The 22,686-nt window shown below is 38.7% G+C and carries 17 protein-coding genes and 2 pseudogenes; 9 read left to right on the top strand and 10 right to left on the bottom strand.

Going from position 1 to position 22,686, the window contains the following annotated elements:
- Nucleotides 1-13 precede the first annotated feature (13 nt).
- Entirely contained in the window at nt 14-916 is a 903-nt protein-coding gene (locus J671_RS17055; RefSeq protein WP_004887596.1) for a LysR family transcriptional regulator, read from the bottom strand.
- A 101-nt stretch (nt 917-1,017) separates the two neighbouring features.
- Between J671_RS17055 and J671_RS17050 the strand changes: the two genes are divergently transcribed.
- From J671_RS17050 to J671_RS17030, 5 genes and pseudogenes are all read left to right on the top strand, one after another.
- On the top strand, nt 1,018-1,578 hold the full coding sequence (locus J671_RS17050) for a chromate transporter (protein ID WP_004709256.1): 561 nt from the start codon (nt 1,018-1,020) through the stop codon (nt 1,576-1,578).
- Nucleotides 1,578-2,099 carry a chromate transporter gene (locus J671_RS17045; RefSeq protein WP_004702206.1) on the top strand — a complete coding sequence of 174 codons (522 nt, stop codon included), beginning with the start codon at nt 1,578-1,580 and terminating at the stop codon, nt 2,097-2,099. The genes J671_RS17050 and J671_RS17045 overlap by 1 nt, the downstream gene beginning before the upstream one ends.
- 180 nt (nt 2,100-2,279) lie before the next feature.
- A pseudogene (gene ahpF, locus J671_RS17040) lies at nt 2,280-3,653 on the top strand (alkyl hydroperoxide reductase subunit F); the annotation flags it as partial.
- Nucleotides 3,654-3,728: 75 nt separating this feature from the next.
- Entirely contained in the window at nt 3,729-4,937 is a 1,209-nt protein-coding gene (locus J671_RS17035) for an IS256-like element ISAba26 family transposase (protein ID WP_000343018.1), read from the top strand.
- 36 nt (nt 4,938-4,973) lie between these two features.
- Nucleotides 4,974-5,171: pseudogene (locus J671_RS17030) on the top strand (FAD-dependent oxidoreductase); the annotation flags it as partial.
- Between the two features lie 54 nt (nt 5,172-5,225).
- On the opposite strand, the gene J671_RS17025 reads toward J671_RS17030, so the two are convergent.
- The 8 genes from J671_RS17025 to J671_RS16990 all read right to left on the bottom strand — a co-directional run bounded on the left by J671_RS17025 (nt 5,226) and on the right by J671_RS16990 (nt 18,773).
- Nucleotides 5,226-7,232, bottom strand: coding sequence for an esterase/lipase family protein (locus J671_RS17025; RefSeq protein WP_029769059.1), 2,007 nt, complete (start codon nt 7,230-7,232; stop codon nt 5,226-5,228).
- A gap of 116 nt (nt 7,233-7,348) precedes the next feature.
- Nucleotides 7,349-8,290, bottom strand: coding sequence for an ABUW_2363 family tetratricopeptide repeat lipoprotein (locus J671_RS17020; protein ID WP_004709249.1), 942 nt, complete (start codon nt 8,288-8,290; stop codon nt 7,349-7,351).
- A 105-nt stretch (nt 8,291-8,395) separates the two neighbouring features.
- Nucleotides 8,396-9,211 (bottom strand): serine O-acetyltransferase, encoded by an 816-nt coding sequence (cysE, locus tag J671_RS17015; RefSeq protein WP_000917698.1) that lies wholly within the window; start codon nt 9,209-9,211, stop codon nt 8,396-8,398.
- Entirely contained in the window at nt 9,204-10,043 is an 840-nt protein-coding gene (locus J671_RS17010) for an RNA methyltransferase (protein WP_004887591.1), read from the bottom strand. The genes cysE and J671_RS17010 overlap by 8 nt, the downstream gene beginning before the upstream one ends.
- Before the next feature lie 14 nt (nt 10,044-10,057).
- Nucleotides 10,058-13,618, bottom strand: a complete 3,561-nt coding sequence (gene dnaE, locus J671_RS17005) for a DNA polymerase III subunit alpha (RefSeq protein WP_004887588.1) — start codon at nt 13,616-13,618, stop codon at nt 10,058-10,060.
- A gap of 200 nt (nt 13,619-13,818) precedes the next feature.
- Nucleotides 13,819-14,886: a type II asparaginase gene (locus tag J671_RS17000; protein ID WP_002050061.1), complete on the bottom strand. Its 1,068-nt coding sequence runs from the start codon at nt 14,884-14,886 to the stop codon at nt 13,819-13,821.
- Nucleotides 14,887-15,569: 683 nt separating this feature from the next.
- Complete coding sequence (locus J671_RS16995; RefSeq protein WP_002049955.1) at nt 15,570-16,877, bottom strand: dicarboxylate/amino acid:cation symporter; 1,308 nt, start codon at nt 16,875-16,877, stop codon at nt 15,570-15,572.
- A gap of 465 nt (nt 16,878-17,342) precedes the next feature.
- Nucleotides 17,343-18,773 (bottom strand): pyridoxal phosphate-dependent aminotransferase, encoded by a 1,431-nt coding sequence (locus J671_RS16990; RefSeq protein WP_004709244.1) that lies wholly within the window; start codon nt 18,771-18,773, stop codon nt 17,343-17,345.
- 240 nt (nt 18,774-19,013) lie between these two features.
- On the opposite strand from J671_RS16990, the gene msrB reads away from it, so the two are divergent.
- The 4 genes from msrB (at nt 19,014) to J671_RS16970 (ending at nt 21,457) form a co-directional block, all read left to right on the top strand.
- A complete protein-coding gene (gene msrB / locus J671_RS16985) occupies nt 19,014-19,433 on the top strand; it encodes a peptide-methionine (R)-S-oxide reductase MsrB (RefSeq protein WP_002050224.1) in 420 nt (139 codons plus the stop codon).
- Nucleotides 19,430-19,915, top strand: coding sequence for a glutathione peroxidase (locus J671_RS16980; RefSeq protein WP_002050111.1), 486 nt, complete (start codon nt 19,430-19,432; stop codon nt 19,913-19,915). Before msrB ends, J671_RS16980 begins: the two co-directional genes overlap by 4 nt.
- Entirely contained in the window at nt 19,915-20,760 is an 846-nt protein-coding gene (locus tag J671_RS16975; protein ID WP_025466842.1) for an AraC family transcriptional regulator, read from the top strand. Before J671_RS16980 ends, J671_RS16975 begins: the two co-directional genes overlap by 1 nt.
- Nucleotides 20,761-20,824: 64 nt before the next feature.
- Complete coding sequence (locus J671_RS16970) at nt 20,825-21,457, top strand: LysE family translocator (RefSeq protein WP_004887582.1); 633 nt, start codon at nt 20,825-20,827, stop codon at nt 21,455-21,457.
- 57 nt (nt 21,458-21,514) lie between these two features.
- On the opposite strand, the gene dapC is transcribed toward J671_RS16970, so the two are convergent.
- Nucleotides 21,515-22,684 carry a succinyldiaminopimelate transaminase gene (gene dapC, locus J671_RS16965; protein ID WP_006580992.1) on the bottom strand — a complete coding sequence of 390 codons (1,170 nt, stop codon included), beginning with the start codon at nt 22,682-22,684 and terminating at the stop codon, nt 21,515-21,517.
- Nucleotides 22,685-22,686: the final 2 nt, after the last annotated feature.

The following is a 22,686-nucleotide window of genomic DNA, read 5'->3' as shown; positions in this document are numbered from 1 at the left end:
CTGGCTTTTAAACTTAGGTCATTGTCGGTAAAAGTTTTTGCATGAGTTCAATGAAGTTTGAAACTTTAGCTGAGTTTTTATTTTCTCTAGTAATCAAGTAAATAGGCGCATTTAGTTTTATCGAATCATCAAACTCGCGATAGACGATTTCATGGTCCCAAAAGTTATGCATTGATGCGGGTACAATACTAATTCCAATACCAGCAGCCACTAAATTGAGCGTCGCAGTAGGGCGCGGAGCTTCTTGAATAATGCGTGGACTAAATCCTGCTTGATAGCAGCTATATAAAATATTGTCATATAAGCCTTGCCCTGAAGAGCGACGGTATAAAACAAAATTTTCCTCTGACAAGTTACTTAAACTAATTTTTTTCTTCTGTGTAAGCGGATGACCGATAGGTAGGGCCACCACCATGGGTTCATCTAATATATGAAGATGCTTCAAACCAATATCTCGGCTAATCGGCGCTCTTAAAAAAGCAATATCAAGTTTTTCTGAAATTAACCAGTCCAGTTGCTTTTGACTACCTGCTTCTTCAAGTTTAGTTTGTACAGCAGGGTACATTTCCCGATACGAACGTAATACAAGTGAAATGAGCGGATGTAAACCTGCGGAACTTGTAAAACCAATATTAAGCTGTCCAGTTTTACCTTGGCTAACGTCTTGGACCAATTTGGTAATATGACGAGCATGCTCTAATAAAAGTTGTGCTTCTTTAAATAGTGCTAAACCTGCTTCTGTCGGTTCAATCCCGCGCGGTTGACGAATAAGTAACTGTGTACCGAGTTCTTCTTCAAGTTTTTTGAGTAAACGCGTTAGAGGCGGCTGTTGGATAAACAATCGGTTTGCTGCATGCGTAATGTTTCTTTCTTCAACCACTACAACAAAGGCATGAAGCTTATGTAAATCGAGCATAGAAATACCTTTAGGGTATGGTTAACGAAAATAAAAGCATTTGTAGATATACCACAAAAGTATCATTCTATCTTGGTCAGATAAAGTGAAAAGTAACGAAAATGAACCATGTTGAGATTGCCGTGCAGAAGGAGAGTGTACCTACCTGCACAGAGTTATTTTTAGGTTTTTTAACATTAGGTTTAATGGGATTTGGTGGTGTTTTGCCTTTAGCCCGCAAAGTTATTGTAGAGCAAAGGCAATGGCTAAGTCCTGAAAAGTTCACCGAGTTACTTGGTTTGTGCCAATTTTTACCGGGCGGCAATATTATTAATTTATCTGTTGCGATTGGTATGGAGTTTCGCGGTGTCCGTGGAGCAGTGAGCTCACTTATTGGTTTGATTCTTGCACCTACCGTAATTGTTGTACTTTTACATTATGTTTATGAACAGTTCCAAGATAACTTGATGGTTAAGCATCTTTTCGAAGGTTTAGGGGCAGCAGCAGCTGGGCTTTTGGTTGCAACTGGATTGAAAATGATTAAGCCTTTATTACGTAATCCAATAGCGATGTGTGTTGTCGTAGCTGCAATTGTCAGTATTGCTTTTCTAAAAGTTCCCTTACTTTTGACTATGTTGATTTTATTGGCACTTTATTCATCTATTATTTGGAGACGTGTGTAATGGGCGCAGTTCTACTTGCTTTAGCGATCATTTTTACTCAGTTGTCTCTCATTGCATTTGGTGGCGGGAATACAATTTTACCTGAAATGCAACGCCAAGTAGTCGACATTCATCATTGGATGACGGCACAAGAATTTAGTGCATTGTTTGCTATGGCTCAAGCAGCTCCTGGGCCAAACATGATGATTGTACCGTTGGTAGGGTGGCACGTAGCGGGATTGTCAGGTTTACTTGTAGCTTCTACCGCTAAATTTTTACCGTCATCTCTTATTACTGTATTTGTAATGAGAGGCTGGTCTAAGTTCAAAGACAAAAAATGGCGCCGTGTTTTACAGCTTGCTTTACAACCTGTTACTGTGGGGACTGTGCTTGCCAGTGCTTGGATTATTTCTGAGGCGGCAGCAATAAATACTTTACTTATCATTATGGTAGTCATTGCGACTTTATTATCTTTAATTAAAAAAGTTCATCCCTTGCATGTTTTGATTGCTGGGGCTGTATTTGGTGTCGTGTTGCTCTAGTTGACCAGTTTGCCGATCTGCGCTGGGATAAGTTCAGGTTGGCTTTTTTTGATTTGAAGTAAGTAATAATAAAATCTAAAAAACCGATCAAATACATAAAAACATACTGTTTTACCTATTCATTGTTTTCACGTACTATGCATCTATTGAAAGAATTTGGATGCATTGGAGTAAAAACAGATGTTAGATCAAAACATTAAAACTCAATTAAAAGCTTACCTAGAACGTTTAGAAAGTCCAATCGAATTAGTTGCTGCTTTGGATGAATCAGATAAAGCTGCCCAAATTAAAGAATTAGTAACTGAAATCGCTGAGCTTTCTGACAAGGTAACAGCCCGTTTTGACGGTAACAATACACGTCGTCCAAGCTTTGGTGTGGCTAAAGCAGGTGAACAGCCTCGTGTGTTCTTTGCAGGCTTACCAATGGGACATGAGTTTACATCTTTGATCTTGGCTCTGTTACAAGTGTCTGGCTATGCACCTAAAGTGTCAAATGAAGTGCTTAACCAGATTAAAGGTTTAAACCTCAAAGCTAACTTTGATGTATTCGTATCACTTAGCTGTCATAACTGTCCGGACGTGGTACAGGCGCTTAACCTGATTGCCATTTATAACCCGAACACTACGGCAACCATGATTGATGGTGCTTTCTTCCAAGACGAAGTGGAACAACGCAAAATCATGGCTGTGCCAATGGTATTCCAGGACAATGAACACATTGGTCAAGGTCGTATGACGCTTGAAGAGATCGTGGCAAAGCTTGACACCAACTCGGCGGAAAAAGATGCAGCAGCACTTAATGCCAAAGATGCGTTTGATGTATTGGTGATTGGCGGTGGACCTGCAGGTGCAACAGCAGCCATCTATGCAGCACGTAAAGGTATTAACACCGGTATTGTAGCTGAACGCTTTGGTGGTCAGGTCATGGATACCATGGACATTGAAAACTTCACTTCTGTGCAAAAGACTCAAGGTCCTAAGTTTGCAGCCGAGATGGAAGCACACGTTCGTGAATACGATGTTGATATCATGAACCTGCAACGTGTCAGCAAAATCACTGGTGCAAACCAAACAGCAAATGGTCTGGTTGAAGTTGAACTTGAAAACGGTGCAAAACTTGAATCGAAAACTGTGATCCTTTCTACAGGTGCACGTTGGAGAGAAATGAATGTACCGGGTGAAGCTGAATACCGTACCCGTGGTGTAGCGTACTGCCCACACTGTGATGGTCCATTGTTCAAAGGTAAACGTGTTGCAGTGATTGGTGGTGGTAACTCAGGTGTGGAAGCGGCAATTGACCTTGCAGGTATTGTTGAGCATGTAACTCTGGTTGAGTTTGATACTAAACTTCGTGCAGACCAAGTCTTGCAAAACAAGTTAAACAGCTTGCCAAACACCACAGTAATTATGAATGCGTTAAGCACCGAAGTATTGGGTGATGGTTCACAAGTAACCGGTCTTAAATATAAAGACCGTGCGACTGATGAAGAGCATGTGGTCGAGCTTGCAGGAATCTTTGTACAGATTGGTTTATTACCAAACACTGACTTCTTGGGGACTGTTCTAAATTTTGTGTAAGTACTTAATTTTCATTTATCCTTCAGAGGATAATTACAAAAGGTACTTCACATGGATGAAGCAACAATCAAAAGTATGGCTGCCGAATTGGCTAAAGGTCTAAAAACACCAGAAGACTTAAACCAAATGACAGCAGTCTTTAAAAAATTCATGATTGAAACTGCACTCAATACTGAACTTTCAGACCATCTCGGTTATGAAAAGCATCAGCCCAAGAAAGGCTCAAATAGCCGTAATGGGTTTAGTTCTAAAACCATTACAACTCAAGATGGACAACTGGCTTTAGATATTCCCCGTGATCGAGAAGGTTCATTTGAGCCACAAATTATCAAAAAGCACCAAACACGCATCACCAGTATGGATGACCAAATCCTCTCACTGTATGCAAAAGGAATGACTAATAGGGAAATTGTAGCCTTCTTCAAAGAAATGTACGATGCCGATGTGTCAGCATCTCTCATCAGCAAAGTTACCGATGCTGTGATTGAGCAAGTGACTGAGTGGCAAAATAGAGCCTTAGATAGCCTTTATCCTGTTGTCTATCTTGACTGTATTGTTGTCAAAGTCCGTCAGCACTCCAATGTGATTAACAAGTCCGTATACCTTGCTTTAGGCATCAATATGGATGGGCAAAAAGAATTACTGGGTATGTGGATTGCTCAGACAGAAGGTGCCAAATTCTGGCTGTCAGTCATGACAGAGCTAAAAAATCGAGGAGTACAGGACATTCTTGTTGCCTGTGTAGATGGATTAAAAGGCTTCCCTGACGCGATAGCCTCTGTTTACCCTCATACTGATATTCAACTGTGTATCGTGCATGTTGTACGCAATAGCCTGAGATTTGTAAGCTGGAAAGACTACAAAGCTGTTACGTCGGGTCTGAAAGCGATTTATCAGGCAAGTACAGAGGAAAATGCTTTAAAATCCCTAGACATCTTCTGTGATCAATGGAATCACCAGTATCCCAAAATTGGAGAATCCTGGCGGGCCAATTGGGAAAATATCCGAACGATCTTTAGCTATCCAGCCGAAATACGTCATGCAATTTATACAACAAATGCGATTGAGTCGTTGAATAGCGTAATACGCCATTCAACGAAGAAAAGGAAAATCTTTTCATCTGATGACTCAGTAAAGAAGGTCATTTACTTAGCAACATCAAATGCTGCGAAGAAATGGACGATGCCAATTCAAAATTGGCGTTTAGCAATGAATTGGTTTACGATTCAGTTCGATGATCGATTAAAAGATCATTTATAAAAAATGGAACTTACACAAAATAATTTACAGGCTCACTTCTTGAAAGAAAGTGAAGTTGAGTTAACTAATCGTGGCGAGATTATTGTCAACGACCGCAATGAAACCAATGTGAAAGGTGTATTCGCTGCAGGTGACTGTACAACTGTACCTTACAAACAAATCATTATTGCTACAGGTGAAGGCGCTAAAGCATCACTCTCTGCGTTTGATTACATCATCCGTTCTGGGCAATAAAATCTAACCTAAAACAAAAGAGCCAAAGGATCACCTTTGGCTCTTTTTTATTTTTTATGGTTTATACAAACCATGTTCAACTAAATGCTCTCGTAAAATACGGCGTAGCTCTAGTACAGCTTGAGGTGTTAACTGAATAGAGTGTCCACCCGGAAGTACTTTCTCAGACTTTGCACCATCTAAGTGAGCGCTCTTATAAGGAACAATACCATCGGTAATGACATTTGGATCATCGCTTTTAGTAATGTTACCCATAATTGAATGGAAGACTAAGCCTTGGTGTGGATTAATATTTTCAGTGAGTTCCATAAACTTAGATTGATGGCTTAAGTCACTTGGTCCATTTTGAATCAGACCATTATCAATGTTATTCAAGAAATCTTTAACATCTAGGTTTTCAGTGGTTAGTGATGTCGCTACAGCAGATAAAAAAGCTCCCGGCAAACGAATAATTTTACGAGCAGCTAAAGTAAACCATCGATCTGCATAATCTGTACCTCTGTGAGGTGATGCTAAGAAAATTGCGCGATCAAAGTTAGCAATTGAATGCATTTGCAATCGTTCAGTCACCATAGGATGTTTTTTGAAGCGGTTCTGTTGACGTACAGTCATTAGCTTCAAAGCTGGTTGAGTAATATCACCATCACTGACCAGTAAACGGCTAATAATACCTCCCATACTATGTCCCACAAGCACGGCATCATGTGCAGCAGGGTCACTTGGGTTTAACGAACCGAACGCTTGTTTTAATAGTGCATAAATTTGGAATCGACTTTCTAAGATTGGCATATTGGTCGAGTAGAAAACTTGCCAAACCTGATAGTTATCTCTTAAAACTGTATCGCCCATCACATCGTTAGTAAGAGCAATCCATGCCTCGGGGCTACTTGCCAAACCATGTACCAACACAATAATTTTTTTGTTTGGATTATAAGGTTCGAGCATATATAGATGCGGCATGGTTAAATGCTGATCACGATCAATCAGGCTTAAATAAGCGGCTACACCTAAGTTATTTTCAGCTAACCATAAACCATAAGGAGCCGAGAAGTTGGCAGCTAAAGGGTATTGCTTACCAGCGACATTAATATTATCTGTTCGATAAGGATCATAAACCCGAATTACAAATTCTGGATCATTAATAATTTCTTCAACAGTTTTGGCTTTTTTAGGTTCGGCAACAATAGTTGCTGCTAAATAACGTGCATGGTGAATATTCGGATTCACACCATTTTTATAGCTGTAATTGAGGGGATCTAAAATGTATTCATTAATATCTTCTTTTTCTGAACTTGGGAAAACAGCCACAAATTCGGAACCGAAACCATCACGACGGTTGATTGTTCTTAAACCAGAGAAATTTAAGTTATAACTTGAAATTAATTTTTCTAACTTTTGACCAGTTAACTGTCTATGAAACTCAAAGTCAATTGAGTAGACACTCTTACCAATATGGATTTGTGGTTCTACCACATTTTTTTTAGGGTATCTTAGATCATAAATACTCACCATTTTAGCAATGGCTTGATTATAAAAGTCCCGTATTTGAACTTGCCTATTATCAAAAATACGATCGGTCGGCTGACGTTTTGTTGAAAATAAGTAGGCATAACTATAACGAATGCTCTTATCGAGTAAGCTCAATTGTTGGTCTAAGCAATCGTCATATTTGTTCTGAATTGCTTTTTGTTCATCAGAGGCTTTGTGCTTAGTGAACCGACTAATTTTACACTCGGAAGAATCTGATAAAGCCATCGCTTTTGCCAGATACATTTCACTCGCGGCAGATAAAAGCTGTTCATCTAAAATTTGTGGAAGATTTTTAAGCTGATTAACACAGGTATCAGGGGAATCTGTACAAGTTTTGGCTTCTTGTCCTGACATAGACAAAACGTTAAGACTTGCTTCACTCAATTTATCTTGGGTAAGAATACTATTACGTTCGTTTGCAATAGTGACGTTGAGGGCCTGTTGCTTAACATTTACCACCTGACATCCACTCAGAATTGAACCGAGGAGTATGACCGTGAAGAGCGCTGAGTTTCTTTTTCTAACAAACATTATGGTCAAATATGTGGATCAGTAATATGCAGATCATACAAATTTTAAAGTATTTTTCAATTGATCAAATATAAAAAAGGGCTGTCAAATCAGCCCTTTTTAGTAAGTTTATACTCTTATTTTTTTGCTGGTGCAGTTGGAGTAGCTGGTGCCATAGCAGGGTTTGTTAAAACTTGCCATACATTCCAACGACCTTGTTTTTCAATTTCTTGAATCAAACGATCTGCAACTTCAGCTTCGTCAGGATATTTAACCTTGTAGTTTTTTAAGGTCTGAATCGCGTTTTTCTTTTGTTCCATTGCAATATAGTTGTTTGCAGCAGCTAAATATGCTTCTTGAACATCACCTTTAATGGCTTTGTCTAAGTATGGAATAGCTTCACGTTGACCACCACCTTCAGACAAACCAAAACCAAACCAGAAATTAGTTTCTGGATCATCTGGGCTAATTTTTAAAAGTCTTTGTGCATATTCTAAAGATCTAGTGGTATGGGCAGTACCTAAATCAAGGTTACGAGCAAGTACACTTGCTTTAAATGCTCGAATTAAAATATCAAATGAAGCATTTGGATTAGCGGCTAAAGTATCTAAACGCTGAGTTACTTCTTTGAGTTTGCTCTCAAAACCTTTACGTTCTTGGCGATCAGTAAAGCGAGGCGGGTAGTGACGAGCTTTACCTTCAACAAGCTGTAAGAAGTCATCAATTTCAGTCACGTCAATTTCATTATCGCCAGCTAAAACTGCATACTTCATCGAACGTTGTGAATTATTGATGGTAGGTACAATCAGTTTATTTGTATCTAATGTAAGCGATTTAGTTGGATCGTCCTGACGAGTGACTACCATTTTAGTTACAGGCTGTGCTGCGGCATCTTTTAAAGCAACTTCAAAGGCAGGTGGAGCATCATAATTAAATGGATTTAACGCATAAAATGGAGGAGTAAGCTCTGGTTCCTTGAAAACAAAAGGTTCGATTTTTTGTTCTTTTACAGGTGCCATTGTACACGCTGTTAAACTAGAAGTTGCAAGGATTAAATACGCCAATGGCTTAAAATTCATAGGATCTTCCGTTCATTTTAGTAAAGTCAGATTTGGTACAGCTAAGTCTAGGAAAAGCTAAACCCACATGCAAGGGTAAGCGTGTTACATTATGAATCAAGAATATTACGTTTTTGATGTCTTGTTTTGTGCACCGCATTCACGACGAACTTCTTCAAGAATTTTTAGCTCTTCATCACTAAAAGGCTGTTCATCTTGGCTTTCTTTTTTGAAAGTGGGGTCAAGTTCGGATAAGCGTTGGCACAAATTATTCATACGCGTTTCATTGTGCTGAATACGGTCAAGTAAAACTCGCATTCCTTCTAAAATTGGGTCAGATTGATCAGCAGTAGTCGCATACGGAGCAAAACCAATACTCTGCGCATAATCACGGCGGCGCTCTTCATCTTTATCTTTAGTTTTGTCGGCATCTTTATAAATATAGCGAGCAGGGTTTCCAACTGCTGTTACACCAGCGGGTACCGCTTTTGTCACCACTGCATTTGAACCGACTTTAGCACCTTTACCAACTGTAAACGGTCCTAATATTTTCGCACCGGCACCTACAACTACACCATCTTCTAAAGTTGGGTGACGCTTACCTTTATTCCAAGTCGTACCACCTAAGGTAACACCGTGGTATAGCGTTACATCGTCACCAATTTCAGCAGTTTCACCAATCACAACACCCATACCATGATCGATAAAGAAGCGTTTGCCGATTTTAGCACCGGGATGAATTTCAATACCGGTTGCAAAACGGCTAAATGACGAAACAAAACGGGCAGTACCTTTGCAATCTTTTTTCCACAATTCGTGTGCAAGTCTATGCAAAAGTAAAGCGTGTATACCTGGGTAAGTGGTAAGTACTTCGAGTGTATTTCGTGCAGCAGGATCTCGCGCGAATACAGCCTGTATATCTTCTTTAAGCTGTTTAAGCATTGGATTGATCCTCCTTGTCCGATGATGCTTTTTTCCATTTGCCGCTTGTGAGGGCTTGAACACGACTAAAAATACCGCGAAGTAAATGATATTCCATACGATCTAATTGTATACGACCAAATAAACGACGCAAGCGTAAAGGTAATAAACGTGGATTTTCTGGATCTAAAAATTCAATTTCAGTGAGCATTTTTTCCAAATGAGGATAGAACTCTTCCATTTGCTGCTGAGTGACTAAAGGCTCATCCCACTGCATGCTTTGACCTTGAGCAAGTGGCATTTGCCCATCATCAGAAACTGATTCTTTTTGCTCTAATACCGACATGCGAAGTTCATAACATACGACTTGAATCGCTTGAGCAACGTTAAGTACACCATAGTCTGAGTTTACAGGAATAGTAAGGTGATAGTTTGCTAATGCCAACTCTTCATTGGTTAAACCGCGGTCTTCACGTCCAAAAACGATCGCAATCTGTTGACCTTGTGAAGCTGCCTTAATTGCTTCTTTTGAAGCAGGGCGCACGTCAAGCAAAGGCCATGGAATAGTACGACTTCGCGCACTCGTTCCAAAAACTAAATGACAGTCTTTAATGGCGTCTTCGAGTGTTTCAACAATTTCAACTTGTTCTAATAAATCTTGTGCACCAGCAGCAAGCGCCTGAATATCTGGATGTGGATAGGTTTTTGGTGAAACCAGAACTAACTTACTCAAGCCCATTGTTTTCATTGCGCGTAAAGCACTGCCAATATTAGCTGGTAAAGTGGTATTGACCATGACAATACGCACTTGTGCTAATTGTTTTGACACGGCGGTGTCGTCAAACAAACTCATAAGATTTCCAGAAATTACGAATATTGAGAAACTTCGCTTTGGTATGAATCCAACGCATCATCAATAGTCATGTCCACAGGAGGTGAGGCAACAGGTTGTGGACGAACAGGTTCTGCTGCTTTAGCTGCCTTAGATTTTACCTGATATTCAATATGAATATTATCTTTACCAAAGTAATCTCTTAGTTTGGCAAGTAGTTCATCTAAAGGTGCGACTTTCCACTGCGGCCCAAGCTGAAGCTCAGCCTGAGCATAGGATTGGTCAATCTGTAAATGTATTGCAATATGCTGATGCATATCAACATTACAATAAGGCAATAAGATATTTTGTAGATCTTTTGCCAAACTTGGTTGCATTAAATCATTAGTTAATTTGATTTGAATACTATTGGCACGTTTTTGTCTGATTTCATTTAAGCTAAATGCTTTGTTCAGACGTCCCATTGGACGATCAAAGCCTTCACGCTCATAAATCTCGCCTTCAAAGACAACTACACGCTCAACTTGAATAATATCTTTAAAGCGCTGGAAACGTTCGTGGTTACAGCTGACTTCAATACGTGCCGTTCCGTCATCAAGTACGATAACAACACGGTTCGGGAAATTCGCTACGTCAAGGACGAGTCCTGCATAAACTGTCGTTACACCGCGGCGAGTTGCGGTAATTTCATTAAGTTTTGCAGGAATAAAGGCTTTGAGTTCTTGGCGGTACACATCAATTGGGTGACCCGTTAAATACAAACCAAGTGTATCTTTTTCGCCTTTAAGACGAACCTCATCACTCCATGGCTTAACAGGTTTAGCTGGTTTACGTTGAACTTCTTCAACTTCACCAAATAAATCCATAATACCGCTTTCACGGTTACTACGTGCCTGTTCAGCTGCTTGTACGGCTTCAGGCAATTGAGCCATTAAACTTGAACGTTCAATACCTAAACAATCAAGCGCACCAGCACGGATAAGTGCTTCTAAAGTTCGTTTATTGATTTTTTTCAAATCAATACGGTGGCAGAAGTCGAATAGGTCAGTATAAGGCCCTTGTTGACGACGTGAGTCAATAACAGACTGCATTGCCTGTTCACCAACACCTTTAATTGCACCTAAACCATAAACGATGGTTTTATCATCACTGGCATGGAAATGATAAGTTGACATGTTAACTGACGGAGGTAAGACCTCAAGTCCGTTATTTCGACAGTCATCAATCAAAAATACGACACTGTCAGTGTTCTGCATTTCCGATGACATTACCGCTGCCATAAATTCGGCAGGATAATGAGCTTTTAACCATGCTGTATGGTATGCAACAAGGGCATAAGCAGCTGCGTGAGATTTGTTGAAACCATAGCCTGCGAACTTTTCCATATAGTCAAAGATATGGTTGGCTGTGCTTTCGTCAATGCCTTTTTGTCCAGCACCTTCAAGGAAGATTTGGCGTTGTTTCACCATTTCTTCAGGTTTCTTTTTACCCATTGCACGGCGAAGTAAGTCAGCGCCACCGAGTGTATAACCCGCACAAATCTGTGCAGTTTGCATTACCTGTTCTTGGTAAACCATAATCCCGTAGGTTGGCTCTAATACGCCTTCCAGCAATGGATGAAGATATTCAAAATCTCCACCATGCATACGGTGAATAAAGTCAGGAATCAGGTCCATCGGGCCCGGACGATACAAAGACACGAACGCAATAATTTCTTCGAATTTACTTGGACGTGCTTCTTTAAGCATTCGCTTCATACCGACGGATTCAAACTGGAATACCGCGGTTGTATTTGCATCGGCAAAGACAGAGTAAGCTTTAGGGTCGTCAAGAGGGACGTGTGAAATGTTTAAAGGGTCATTGCCACGGTTTTTATTAATATTTTGAATTGCATCTTCAATAACCGTTAAGTTACGTAAGCCCAAGAAGTCGAATTTTACGAGACCTGCAGCTTCTACGTCATCTTTATCGTATTGAGCTACACGGTTCGTACCGTCTGCATCACAAAGTACTGCAGAGAAGTCAGTAATTTTACCTGGCGCAATAACAACACCACCGGCATGTTTACCTGTATTTCGAGTAATACCTTCTAATTTTAATGCCATTTCCCAAATTTCACTGGCATCATCATTATCTGGATTTGAAGGGTTGGTAACGATATCTTTAAGCTGAGGTTCCATCTCAATAGCGGTTGCTAAATCTACACCGAGTGGTTTAGTTGGAACCATTTTTGAAATACGGTCAGCTAGACCATAAGACTTACCTAAGACACGGGCAACGTCACGAATCGCACCTTTTGCAGCCATGGTACCGAAAGTTGCAATCTGAGAAACTGCTTCACGCCCATAAGTACGTGATACGTAGTCAATAACACGGTCACGTCCTGCGATACAGAAATCGACGTCAAAGTCGGGCATCGATACACGTTCTGGGTTTAAGAAACGTTCAAAGAGCAAGTCATAACGAAGAGGGTCAAGGTCGGTAATTTTTAAGCTATAGGCAACCAATGAGCCAGCACCAGAACCACGGCCTGGCCCTACAGGGACACCGTTATTTTTTGCCCATTGAATGAAGTCCATGACGATGAGGAAGTAGCCAGGGAATCCCATTTTAAGAATGATTCCAACTTCATAATCAATTCGCTCATCATAAGGCTTACGAATTTCAGGCCAGTCTTCACCACGTTTTTCAACTGGGTAAAGATAGTTTAAACGCTCTTCCAAACCTTCTTTTGATAAGTGCTCAAAATAGGTATCGATGGTAAAACCATCAGGAATTGGGTACTCAGGTAAGAAGTAAGTGCCGAGTTTTAAGCTGACATTACAGCGTTTAGCAATATGATAGGTGTTTTCAATAGCACTCGGGATATCTGAAAACAGCTCAATCATTTCATCTGAAGTTTTGAAATGCTGTTCAGGACTATACAAACGTGGACGTCGGTCATCTGCTAAAACATAACCATCTGCAATACATACACGTGCTTCATGTGCTTCGAAATCTTCTTTTTCAACAAAGTGCACATCGTTGTGGGCAACTACCCCAATATTATATTTAGCTGCTAACTTGGCAGCTTCTTGAATAAAATCTTCTTCACCGGCACGATCAGTACGTGTTAAAGCAAGATAAACTCGATTGCCAAACTTTTCGATCCATTCTTCAAGTAAGGGTTCTGCTTTTTGCGGATTAGATGAGCAAAGCATTTGCCCAACATCACTATGTTGGCCAAGTAAAACAATAATATCTTGATGCTGCTCTAGAACCCATTCTTTTTGTACACAAGGAATACTGAGTTGCTGACCTTCAATAAAGCCACGCGAAACAATTTCAGTCAGTCCTTTCCATCCGATATCGCTCATTGCAAGCAAAGTTGCACGATGCTGGGCATCATTAAGACGGATTGTGCTACCCAAAATAGGCTTAATACCTTTCTTGAGGCAAGAGTTATAAAACTTTACAGCAGCATGAAGGTTAGATAAGTCGGTAAGTGCCAGCGCAGGCATTTCATCCTTTACAGCAGCCTTGACCAAGTCGGGTATGCGAACAATCGACTCTGTAATCGAAAATTCTGTGTAAATACCGAGATGAACAAACTGCATAAACCAATCCTTAATGCGACCGAAGCATAGTTTAACACGCAAAGTTCAAACGAAATGCTTAATATTTTGGCAACTGTTATGGATTTTAGTATTTAAACAGAATGTTGAGAACACGAAAGTAGAGGATTGATCAAAGATGTTGCGTCTTTTGAAGCAGGAGAAAAGAACCAGCCCAAACTGATTCGGGCTGGTTGAAAAATTTAGTACTGCCAGAACATGCGTTGAATTTCTTTAGCATCATTCGTCTTAGTAAGAGCTAAAGCTGCAAGAAGACGTGCTTTTTGTGGGTTTAAGTCATGAGCAGCTACCCAACCATATTTATCGTCAGGTTGTTCAGCATTACGTAATACGAAACCTTGTGGTACACGTGATGAACGGATAATTTGAATACCGTCTTTATCATGAAGTTTTTGTAAAGTTGGAACAATATAGTTCGCAACAGAACCGTTACCTGTACCTGCATGGATAATCGCTTTAGCGCCAGCTTTTGCATATGCTTCATAAGCGTCAGGAAGCATAGAGTCTGAACCGTAAACGATTTGTACAAGTGGAAGTGCATCACCTTTAATATTTTCAATATTAAATTCTGAAGCATTTGTAAAACGTTTAACAGACTGTCTGAACCAGTATGGTTTACCTTCAACTAATGTACCTAAAGCACCCCATTGGCTAACAAAAGCATTTGTATGAATGTTAATGCCTTTAGTTACATCACGTGCAGCAAAAATAGAGTCGTTCATGAGAACCATTACGCCTTTATTTTTTGCTTCATCAGAAGCTGCTAAAGCAACTGCGCTATAAAGGTTAAGTGGTCCATCTGCTGAAAGTGCAGTTGAAGGACGCATAGAACCAACAACAACAATCGGCTTGTCAGTGTGAACAACAAGATTTAAGAAAAACGCTGTTTCTTCTAAAGTATCTGTACCGTGAGTAATTACCACACCATTAACAGATGGCTTTTTAACAAGGTCGTTTACTTGACGAGCAATTTGTAATAATTCCTTGTCAGTAATACTTTCAGAAGCAACCTGTAATGCTTGAATACCACTCACATTTGCCAAATCTTTGATTTGTGGCACTGCATTGATTAAAGCATCAACTGGAACTTTTGCTGCTGTGTAAGTTGCACTATTTGCTGAGCTTGCACCAGCACCAGCGATTGTACCGCCAGTAGCAACGACAACAACGTTGTTTTTTGCGTAAAGAGGGAGAGAGCAGGCCAATAAGCCCATAGCTAAACCGAAAGATTTAACAGTTTTAGTCAACATCGAAAATATCCTTATGAAGTGACGAAGTAGAAGTTTGCTGAATACGCCTGCTTTTCCTAAGCAAAATACATACCATGTAAAACATATTCACAACTTATTTGAATAAGAAGCATCCCTGAATATCATTTTGTTTCAACAACAATCATTTAGTCATTGCTCTTATTCAGCGCTAATAAATATCATGAAAAAAATAAAAAATCTATTAAGTTTTTCTAATTTATCTCTCTTTTTTCACTTTTTTATATAAAGATTACAAATGACTTTTTTATTATTATAAAAATAAAAAATAATAGGTGGTTTTAAAGTTTTATTTACCAGATGATAATTTTATATTGTTGATTTTTAATGTTATAGTTAAAATTATAAATAATATTAAAATTCATATAGTTAAACTCAATAATAATTTCAGTTATTTAATATAAATAATAAACAATAAATTGAATTAAAAAGTAAGCATTTGATCTATATTTTTAAAAATATAAATTTTGATTGTTTGGTTTTTATTCTTTTTTTAAGGTTTAAAATTAAGAAATTTAATAGGAACTAAAACCTATTATTGAGTTCATTATTTAATATAAAAATGTCGGTAAATTTTTATTGTTTAATTTTAGAATAAAAAAAGAGCAATTTTATTGGTCATATAAAATTGCTCTTTAGTTGGGAGAGTGGGAGAAAAGAGAAACTTAAGCGATCGTTTGTTCTTGTGTTGTTTTAATTAATACAGGTTCTGGCGACTCTTCAATATCAGCAACTTTGTCACCTTCAAGTTTTGCCACAACTGCGGTAGCAATACTATTACCAACCACATTTGTAGCGGTGCGGCCCATATCTAAGAATTGGTCAATTCCAAGCAATAACAAAATGCCAGCTTCAGGCAAATGGAACATCGTGAGTGTCGCTGAAATTACAACAATAGAAGCTCTCGAAACACCTGCAATACCTTTACTTGTTACCATAAGAGTTAACAAAATTAAGATTTGCTGGGTAAAGCTCAAATCAATGTGGTAAGCCTGAGCAATAAAGAGTACCGCAAAGGTGGTATACATCATTGAACCATCAAGATTAAATGAATAACCTAAAGGTAAAACGAAGCTCGTCACTTTTTTAGGCACACCGAACTTATTTAGGGCGTCCATAACTTTAGGATAAGCTGATTCACTAGAAGCTGTAGCAAAAGCAAGGGTTACAGGCTCACGAATTAACTTGCCTAAACGGAAGATATCTTTTTTCAGTACGATTGCACCCACCGAGAATAAAACAACCCAGAGTAATAAAAGCCCAAAGTAGAATTCTGCAATTAAAATTCCGTAGTCAACAATTAATCCTAAACCTTGTACTGTAATTGCAGAAGCAATCGCTGCAAAAACTGCTATAGGTGCAAATTTCATGACGTAATCAGTAATACGGAACATAATTTTACTGAGTTCATCTGTTAGACGAATAATAACGGAGTCTTTTTCTTTACCCTGATTGACATATGCGAGTGCTGAACCAAAGAAAATAGCAAAAACAAGCACTTGTAAAATATCATTGTTCGCCATGGCTTCTGCAATACTGCGTGGAAAAACATGGCTTAAAAATGACTGTAGTGTAAAGCCAGTAGTCGCTGGGAGAGAGGCGCTACTGAGTTCTTGAGCTGTTGGTAATACTAAATTTAATGCCGCGCCAGGTTGAAAAAAATTGACTAAACCCATACCGATTGCAAGCGATACAAATGACGCAGTAATAAACCAAGTCATTGACTTAAGCGTGATACTACCAATAGAAGTTGATTTACCCATAGATACAATGCCAGACACAATTGTGGCAAATACCAGTGGTGCAATAATCATTTTGATGAGACGTAAAAAGATATCTGTGACGATATTGAAATAAGAAGCGATTTGCTTCAGTTGCTCACCTTCATTAAAGAAGTGGTGACAGATCCAACCTGTCAATACTCCTAATAAAATAGCAACCACAATATACTTGAGCAATTTCTTTTGCTTCATATGAACCTCTATCCTTTGGGTTCAATCATCTTTTAGATGGGCTAGAGATGATTGAAAAGCTTTCCTTGTAAGTTCAGTTCGGTCCGTTAACTGATTTCATCTTCCTAAATCTGCATCAGTGTTAACCGAATCGAATATGGTGATGTTGTTATGGAAAGGGATTGTTGCTCGATTTTGAAGCAGTGTGAAATGCAAAAAAATATCAACTCATGCATTTTTTGCATAATAGCGAGAAGAGAAATACAGGAAAAATATAAGAATTTAATCGAATGGTAAAAAATATTATTTTCTTTTTAAGAAAAGACTAGAATGAATTTGTTTTATAAAAAACATATTTGAATCAACATACTAAGTTGTTTTTCAAGTATGCTTAAAATGAAGTGGTTAAGTTTTTAACTACCTGCATAAATGGTATAAAAATAAAAAAGGCATCTAATTGAGATGCCTTTTTTAATTATGCATTTTTTAACGGCGATTTGCTAAGAAACGACCTAAGCGACCAATTGCTTCGCGTAATTCATTTTCTGCAGGTAAGAAAACAACCCGGAAATGATCTGGTGTTGGCCAGTTAAATCCCGTTCCTTGTACCAAAAGTACTTTTTCGGCACGAAGTAAATCTAACATTAGCTTTTCGTCGTCTTCGATTGGGTAAATGTTAGGATCAAGTCGTGGGAAACAATACATTGCACCTTCTGGTTTTACACAGCTTACCCCAGGAATTTCATTTAACATTTCCCATGCGATATTGCGCTGTTCATATAGACGACCACCCGGGCGGATTAAGTCATTAATGGATTGATAGCCGCCAAGCGCAGTTTGAATTGCATATTGAGCTTGTACGTTTGCGCATAAACGCATAGAAGCTAACATATCTAAGCCTTCAATATAGTCTGCCGCACGACTTCTATCGCCTGTGATTGCCATCCAACCTGAGCGGAAACCAGCAATACGATAAGCTTTTGATAAACCATTGAACGAAATACATAACTGATCGCCAGCTAAAGAGGCAACCGAAACGTGCTCAATTCCGTCATAAACAATTTTGTCGTAAATTTCGTCAGCAAATAAAATCAAATCGTATTTCTTGGCAAGAGCCACAATTTGTTCAAGCACGTGGCGTGGATATACCGAGCCAGTTGGGTTGTTCGGGTTAATAATCACAATACCACGGGTATTTGAAGTAATTTTACTTTCAATATCGGCAATATCTGGATACCAACTATTTTCTTCATCACATTTATAGTGAATAGCAGTACCACCCGAAAGATTAACGGCTGCTGTCCAAAGCGGATAGTCCGGCATTGGAATTAGCATTTCATCGCCATCATCAAGTAGACCTTGCATAGCCATTACAATAAGTTCAGACACGCCGTTACCGATATACACGTCATTAACGTGCATATTTAAGATACCTTTTTGTTGGTAGTACTGGCAGATCGCTTTACGTGCAGGGAAGATACCTTTTGAGTCAACATAGCCAATTGCATTTGGTAGGTTTAAAGCAACGTCATTAATAATTTCTTGTGGTGCTTCAAAACCAAATGGAGCAGGGTTGCCGATATTTAGCTTAATGATTTTATGTCCTTGCTCTTCCATTTCATTGGCGGCTCGTAATACAGGTCCGCGAATGTCATAGCAAACATGCTCAAGCTTCGATGATTTCTTAATTTCCCGAGAAGTTGGCATGGATTGGAGAGTAGCAGTATTTTTAGACATAGCTGGGTTCACTTTTGCATATCGGTATAAATAACTTTTAAATGTTTTAACCGTTACCAAATTTAGATCATGTTGATCTTTTAGTAATTCAACAATTTTTTCATGGGTAAAACCCGATTGCTGATACTCTTTGATAACTGGTAATAGTTGCTGGAAAAGCACACTTTTTTTCTGAGACATGTTTTGTCCTATACAACCGTGCCAAACAAGAATAGCACCATCTTTGCTTCCTTGAAAGAAAATAAAGCATAAATATGCTTACTTTTGTTTTTGTAATTTGCTTACTTTTTGCTTTCTATTGCTTAGATGATTAAATTCCAACAAATTTTACGTTCAGAGACTAGTGTTTTTTTGATGAATGGCGTAAATATAAAATACGATTATCAATTTATGTTTACATCAGAATAAAAGGTGCATGTCATGGGAAAAGTTAATAAAACAGACCGGGAATGGCAAAGAGAGTTATCACCAGAAGAATATCGGATAACACGACAAAAGGGCACTGAACCAGCTTTTACGGGGCAATACTGGAATACTAAGCAGCACGGTACTTATGTTTGTCGTTGTTGTGGCGCGGAATTGTTCTCGTCAGATGCAAAATACGATAGCGGTTGCGGTTGGCCAAGCTTCTTTCGCCCAGTAAATGGAACTGTTATTGATGAACATGAAGATTTAACACATGGTATGGTCAGAACTGAAATTGTTTGTCATGATTGCGAAGCCCATCTTGGGCATGTTTTTGAAGATGGACCACAGCCGACAGGTTTACGCTACTGTGTGAACTCGGCATCATTACAACTTAAAACACAAGAAAAAAATGACGAGGAAACTTATCCATGAGTAACATTTATCAGTTTGAAGCTGAATTGTTAGAAGGTGATATTAAGCAATTTGCTGATTACAAAGGTAAAGTTTTATTAATTGTAAATACTGCCAGTAAATGTGGTTTTACTCCACAGTTTGCGGGCCTCGAAAAACTTTATGAAAAATATAAAGATCAAGGTTTGGAAGTTTTAGGTTTTCCCTGCAACCAGTTTGGTGGGCAAGATCCAGGAAATAATAAAGAAATCGGGGCTTTCTGCCAGCGAAATTATGGGGTGAAATTCCCTATGTTTGCCAAAGTCGATGTGAAAGGGCCTGAAGCTCATGTGATTTTTAGATATTTAACACGTGAAGCAAAAGGAATTTTGGGAAGTAGTAGTATTAAATGGAACTTTACCAAGTTTTTGGTTGGCAAAGATGGTTCAGTTTTAAATCGTTATGCACCTACAACTAAACCAGAGGCATTGGAAGCCGATATTGAAAAAGCATTAGCGGGCTAATCGATTCAATGAACGCTATTCCTCAACCTTTCGAGTTTTGGCAAGATCGGCGAATGCCATATGTTGAAACTCGAAGGTCGTGTTTTAGCCGAACATGTTATAAGTCTCATAGCCATCCAACATTTTCAATTGGTGCTGTAGACGAAGGGAATAGTATTTTTAAAAGTTCTTTTAGCACTGCGCAAGAGATCTCCGCGGGTACTTTAGTTATTGTACCCGCCCATATTGAGCATTCTTGTAATCCTAAGCCAAATATGGCTTGGAGTTACCAAATGTTGCATTTAGATCTGACTTGGTTAAGCCAGTTATATTCAGAGTTTCAACAGCAAGGTTTTGATTTGCATCTGCCACAGCATAAGCCGATCATTATAAAAGATGAAACTTTATACAAAGCTTTTACTGAAATGAATAAGACACTTTTTGATACGCAAAAGCTAATTCTTGAAAAGGAACAGGCGCTTTTTGATTGTCTTATAGATTTATTATTGCCTCATTTTATTTTAGAAGAAATACAAAAACCGCAGTACTTATATAGAGATTTTCTAGATTTAATTAATGTAATTACCTCTTCTGAGGATTTTATTTCTTTAGAGGTACTTGCCCAGCAGATTGGTCTGAGCCGTTATGCGATCATACGGTTATTTAAAGCAAATGTCGGTCTAACACCCCATGCTTTTCAAATAAATTTAAAAATTAACCAAGCTCGAGAACTCCTTAAACAGGGAATTTCACTCGCAGAGCTGGCCGTCAACTTAGGTTTTAGTGATCAAAGCCATTTTCATAAAGCTTTCAAAGCGCATACAGGGGTAACTCCTCGGCAGTTCCAGCTCGCAGCCGCGCAATAATTTACAAGAAATTGTTTAGCTCTATTTCTAAGATTTTCCAGACTGTTTTATAGATGAAGCCGTTATGGAAGTTTTTTTAGTTATTGCATTTACTCATTTTTTGGCACTGTTATCACCGGGTCCGGATTTCTTTTTAATTCTCACTAGTCTTTTGCAAAAAGGGCGCCGTTATACCTATGGTGTTGTTTTGGGCATTACTTTCGGAAATGCTTTAATTTTAGCTGCATGTTTATTTGGTTTTATGCTGCTTGGAGATTTGAGCAGTAGCATTCTTACATTATTGAAATGGCTTGGTGCAGCGTATTTAGTTTATTTGAGTGTTCTTTGCTTTAAGGCAGCCAGATCTAGTGTTTTATCTTTTTCACCTGAAGACAATAATTTAAGTGATCAAGCCAACCTTAAGAAAAACAAAATTAAAAGTTTAATGTTAGGTGTGCAGTCTAGTCTTCTAAATCCTAAAAATATTATGTTTTATAGTAGTTTGATGCTGCTTATACAATATAAGTTTAGCTTAATTCAAAAACTGCTCATGAGTGTATGGATGGTTGGAGTTGTTCTTGGTTGGAATATTCTGCTGATTGGATTACTTGCTCAGGGGCGGGTTTTAGACAAAATTAAGCGCTCTGCGACAGGTTTATACTATTGTTCTAGTATTGCTTTTATTATTTTTGCTGTGCTTTTGATTACATATAAATAGCTTTATAGCCTAGTTGTACAACCTGAGTAAAGGCTGTACAACTAAGTAAGAAGAAGCTTACAGAATCGCTTTTAAACGTTTAACCACTTCTTCACATTGTGCCAAGTCTGCCACTAAAGCCATACGTACATGGTTGGCTCCTGGGTTACCTTGTTCAGTGTCACGAGATAAATAACGACCCGGTAAAACTTTAATGTGTGCTTTTTCCATGAGCATCTTGGCAAAAGTTTCATCATTATCAACTTTTAGCCAATAGTAAAAACCAGCATCAGGTTTTTGTAATGGAAGCAAATGGCCTAGTTCAGATTGGAATAAGTCAAATTTTGCACGATATTGCTTACGGTTTTCTTCAACATGATTTTCATCATTCCATGCAGCAATTGAAGCAAGCTGATGTTGTACGGGCATTGCTGCACCGTGATAGGTTCGGTATTGCAAATATGGTTTTAACAAATCAGCATCACCAGCTACAAAACCTGAACGCATGCCCGGTAAATTTGAGCGTTTTGAAAGTGAATGGAAGACGATACAGTTTTTGTAGTCATCACGGCCAAGTTCAGCACAAACTTCTAATAAACCTGTAGGGGCTTGGTCAAACCAAAGTTCTGAATAGCATTCATCAGAAGCAATAACAAAATTATATTGATCAGATAGGGCAATCAGCTTTTTAAATTGCTCTTTAGAAAGTACAGTACCTGTTGGGTTGCCCGGTGTACATACAAAAAGAAGCGCTGTCTTTTCCCAAACCTCTGCTGGTACTGCGTCAAAGTCACCTAAATAACCATTTTCTTCTGTGCAATTAATAAAGTATGGCTTAGCACCTGCGAGTAAAGCAGCACCTTCATAAATTTGATAAAACGGATTTGGCATCACCACATAGGGTGCATCTTCACGGTTAATCAAAGCTTGAACAAAAGAGAAAATACCTTCACGTGTACCAGATACAGGCAAAATATGGTTTTCAGCACTAATACTATTAAGTTTAAAGCGCTTAGTTAACCACTCTGCAATACTTTGGCGAAGCTCAGGTAAGCCTTTGCTGTTTGGATAAGTGGATAGATGATTAAAGTTATCAATAATAGCCTGTTTAACAAACTCTGGTGCTGGATGCTTAGGTTCACCAATTGATAGTGGAATCAAGGGAAGGTTAGCAGGAGTAGTATCCTTAAAAAGTTGGTTTAACTTTTCAAATGGATACGGATGTAATAACGACAAGCTAGAGTTCATTA

The sequence above is a fragment of the Acinetobacter sp. 1130196 genome (assembly GCF_000588095.1).
GTDB lineage: Bacteria > Pseudomonadota > Gammaproteobacteria > Pseudomonadales > Moraxellaceae > Acinetobacter > Acinetobacter nosocomialis.
This window is presented reverse-complemented; position numbering and strand designations above follow the sequence as displayed.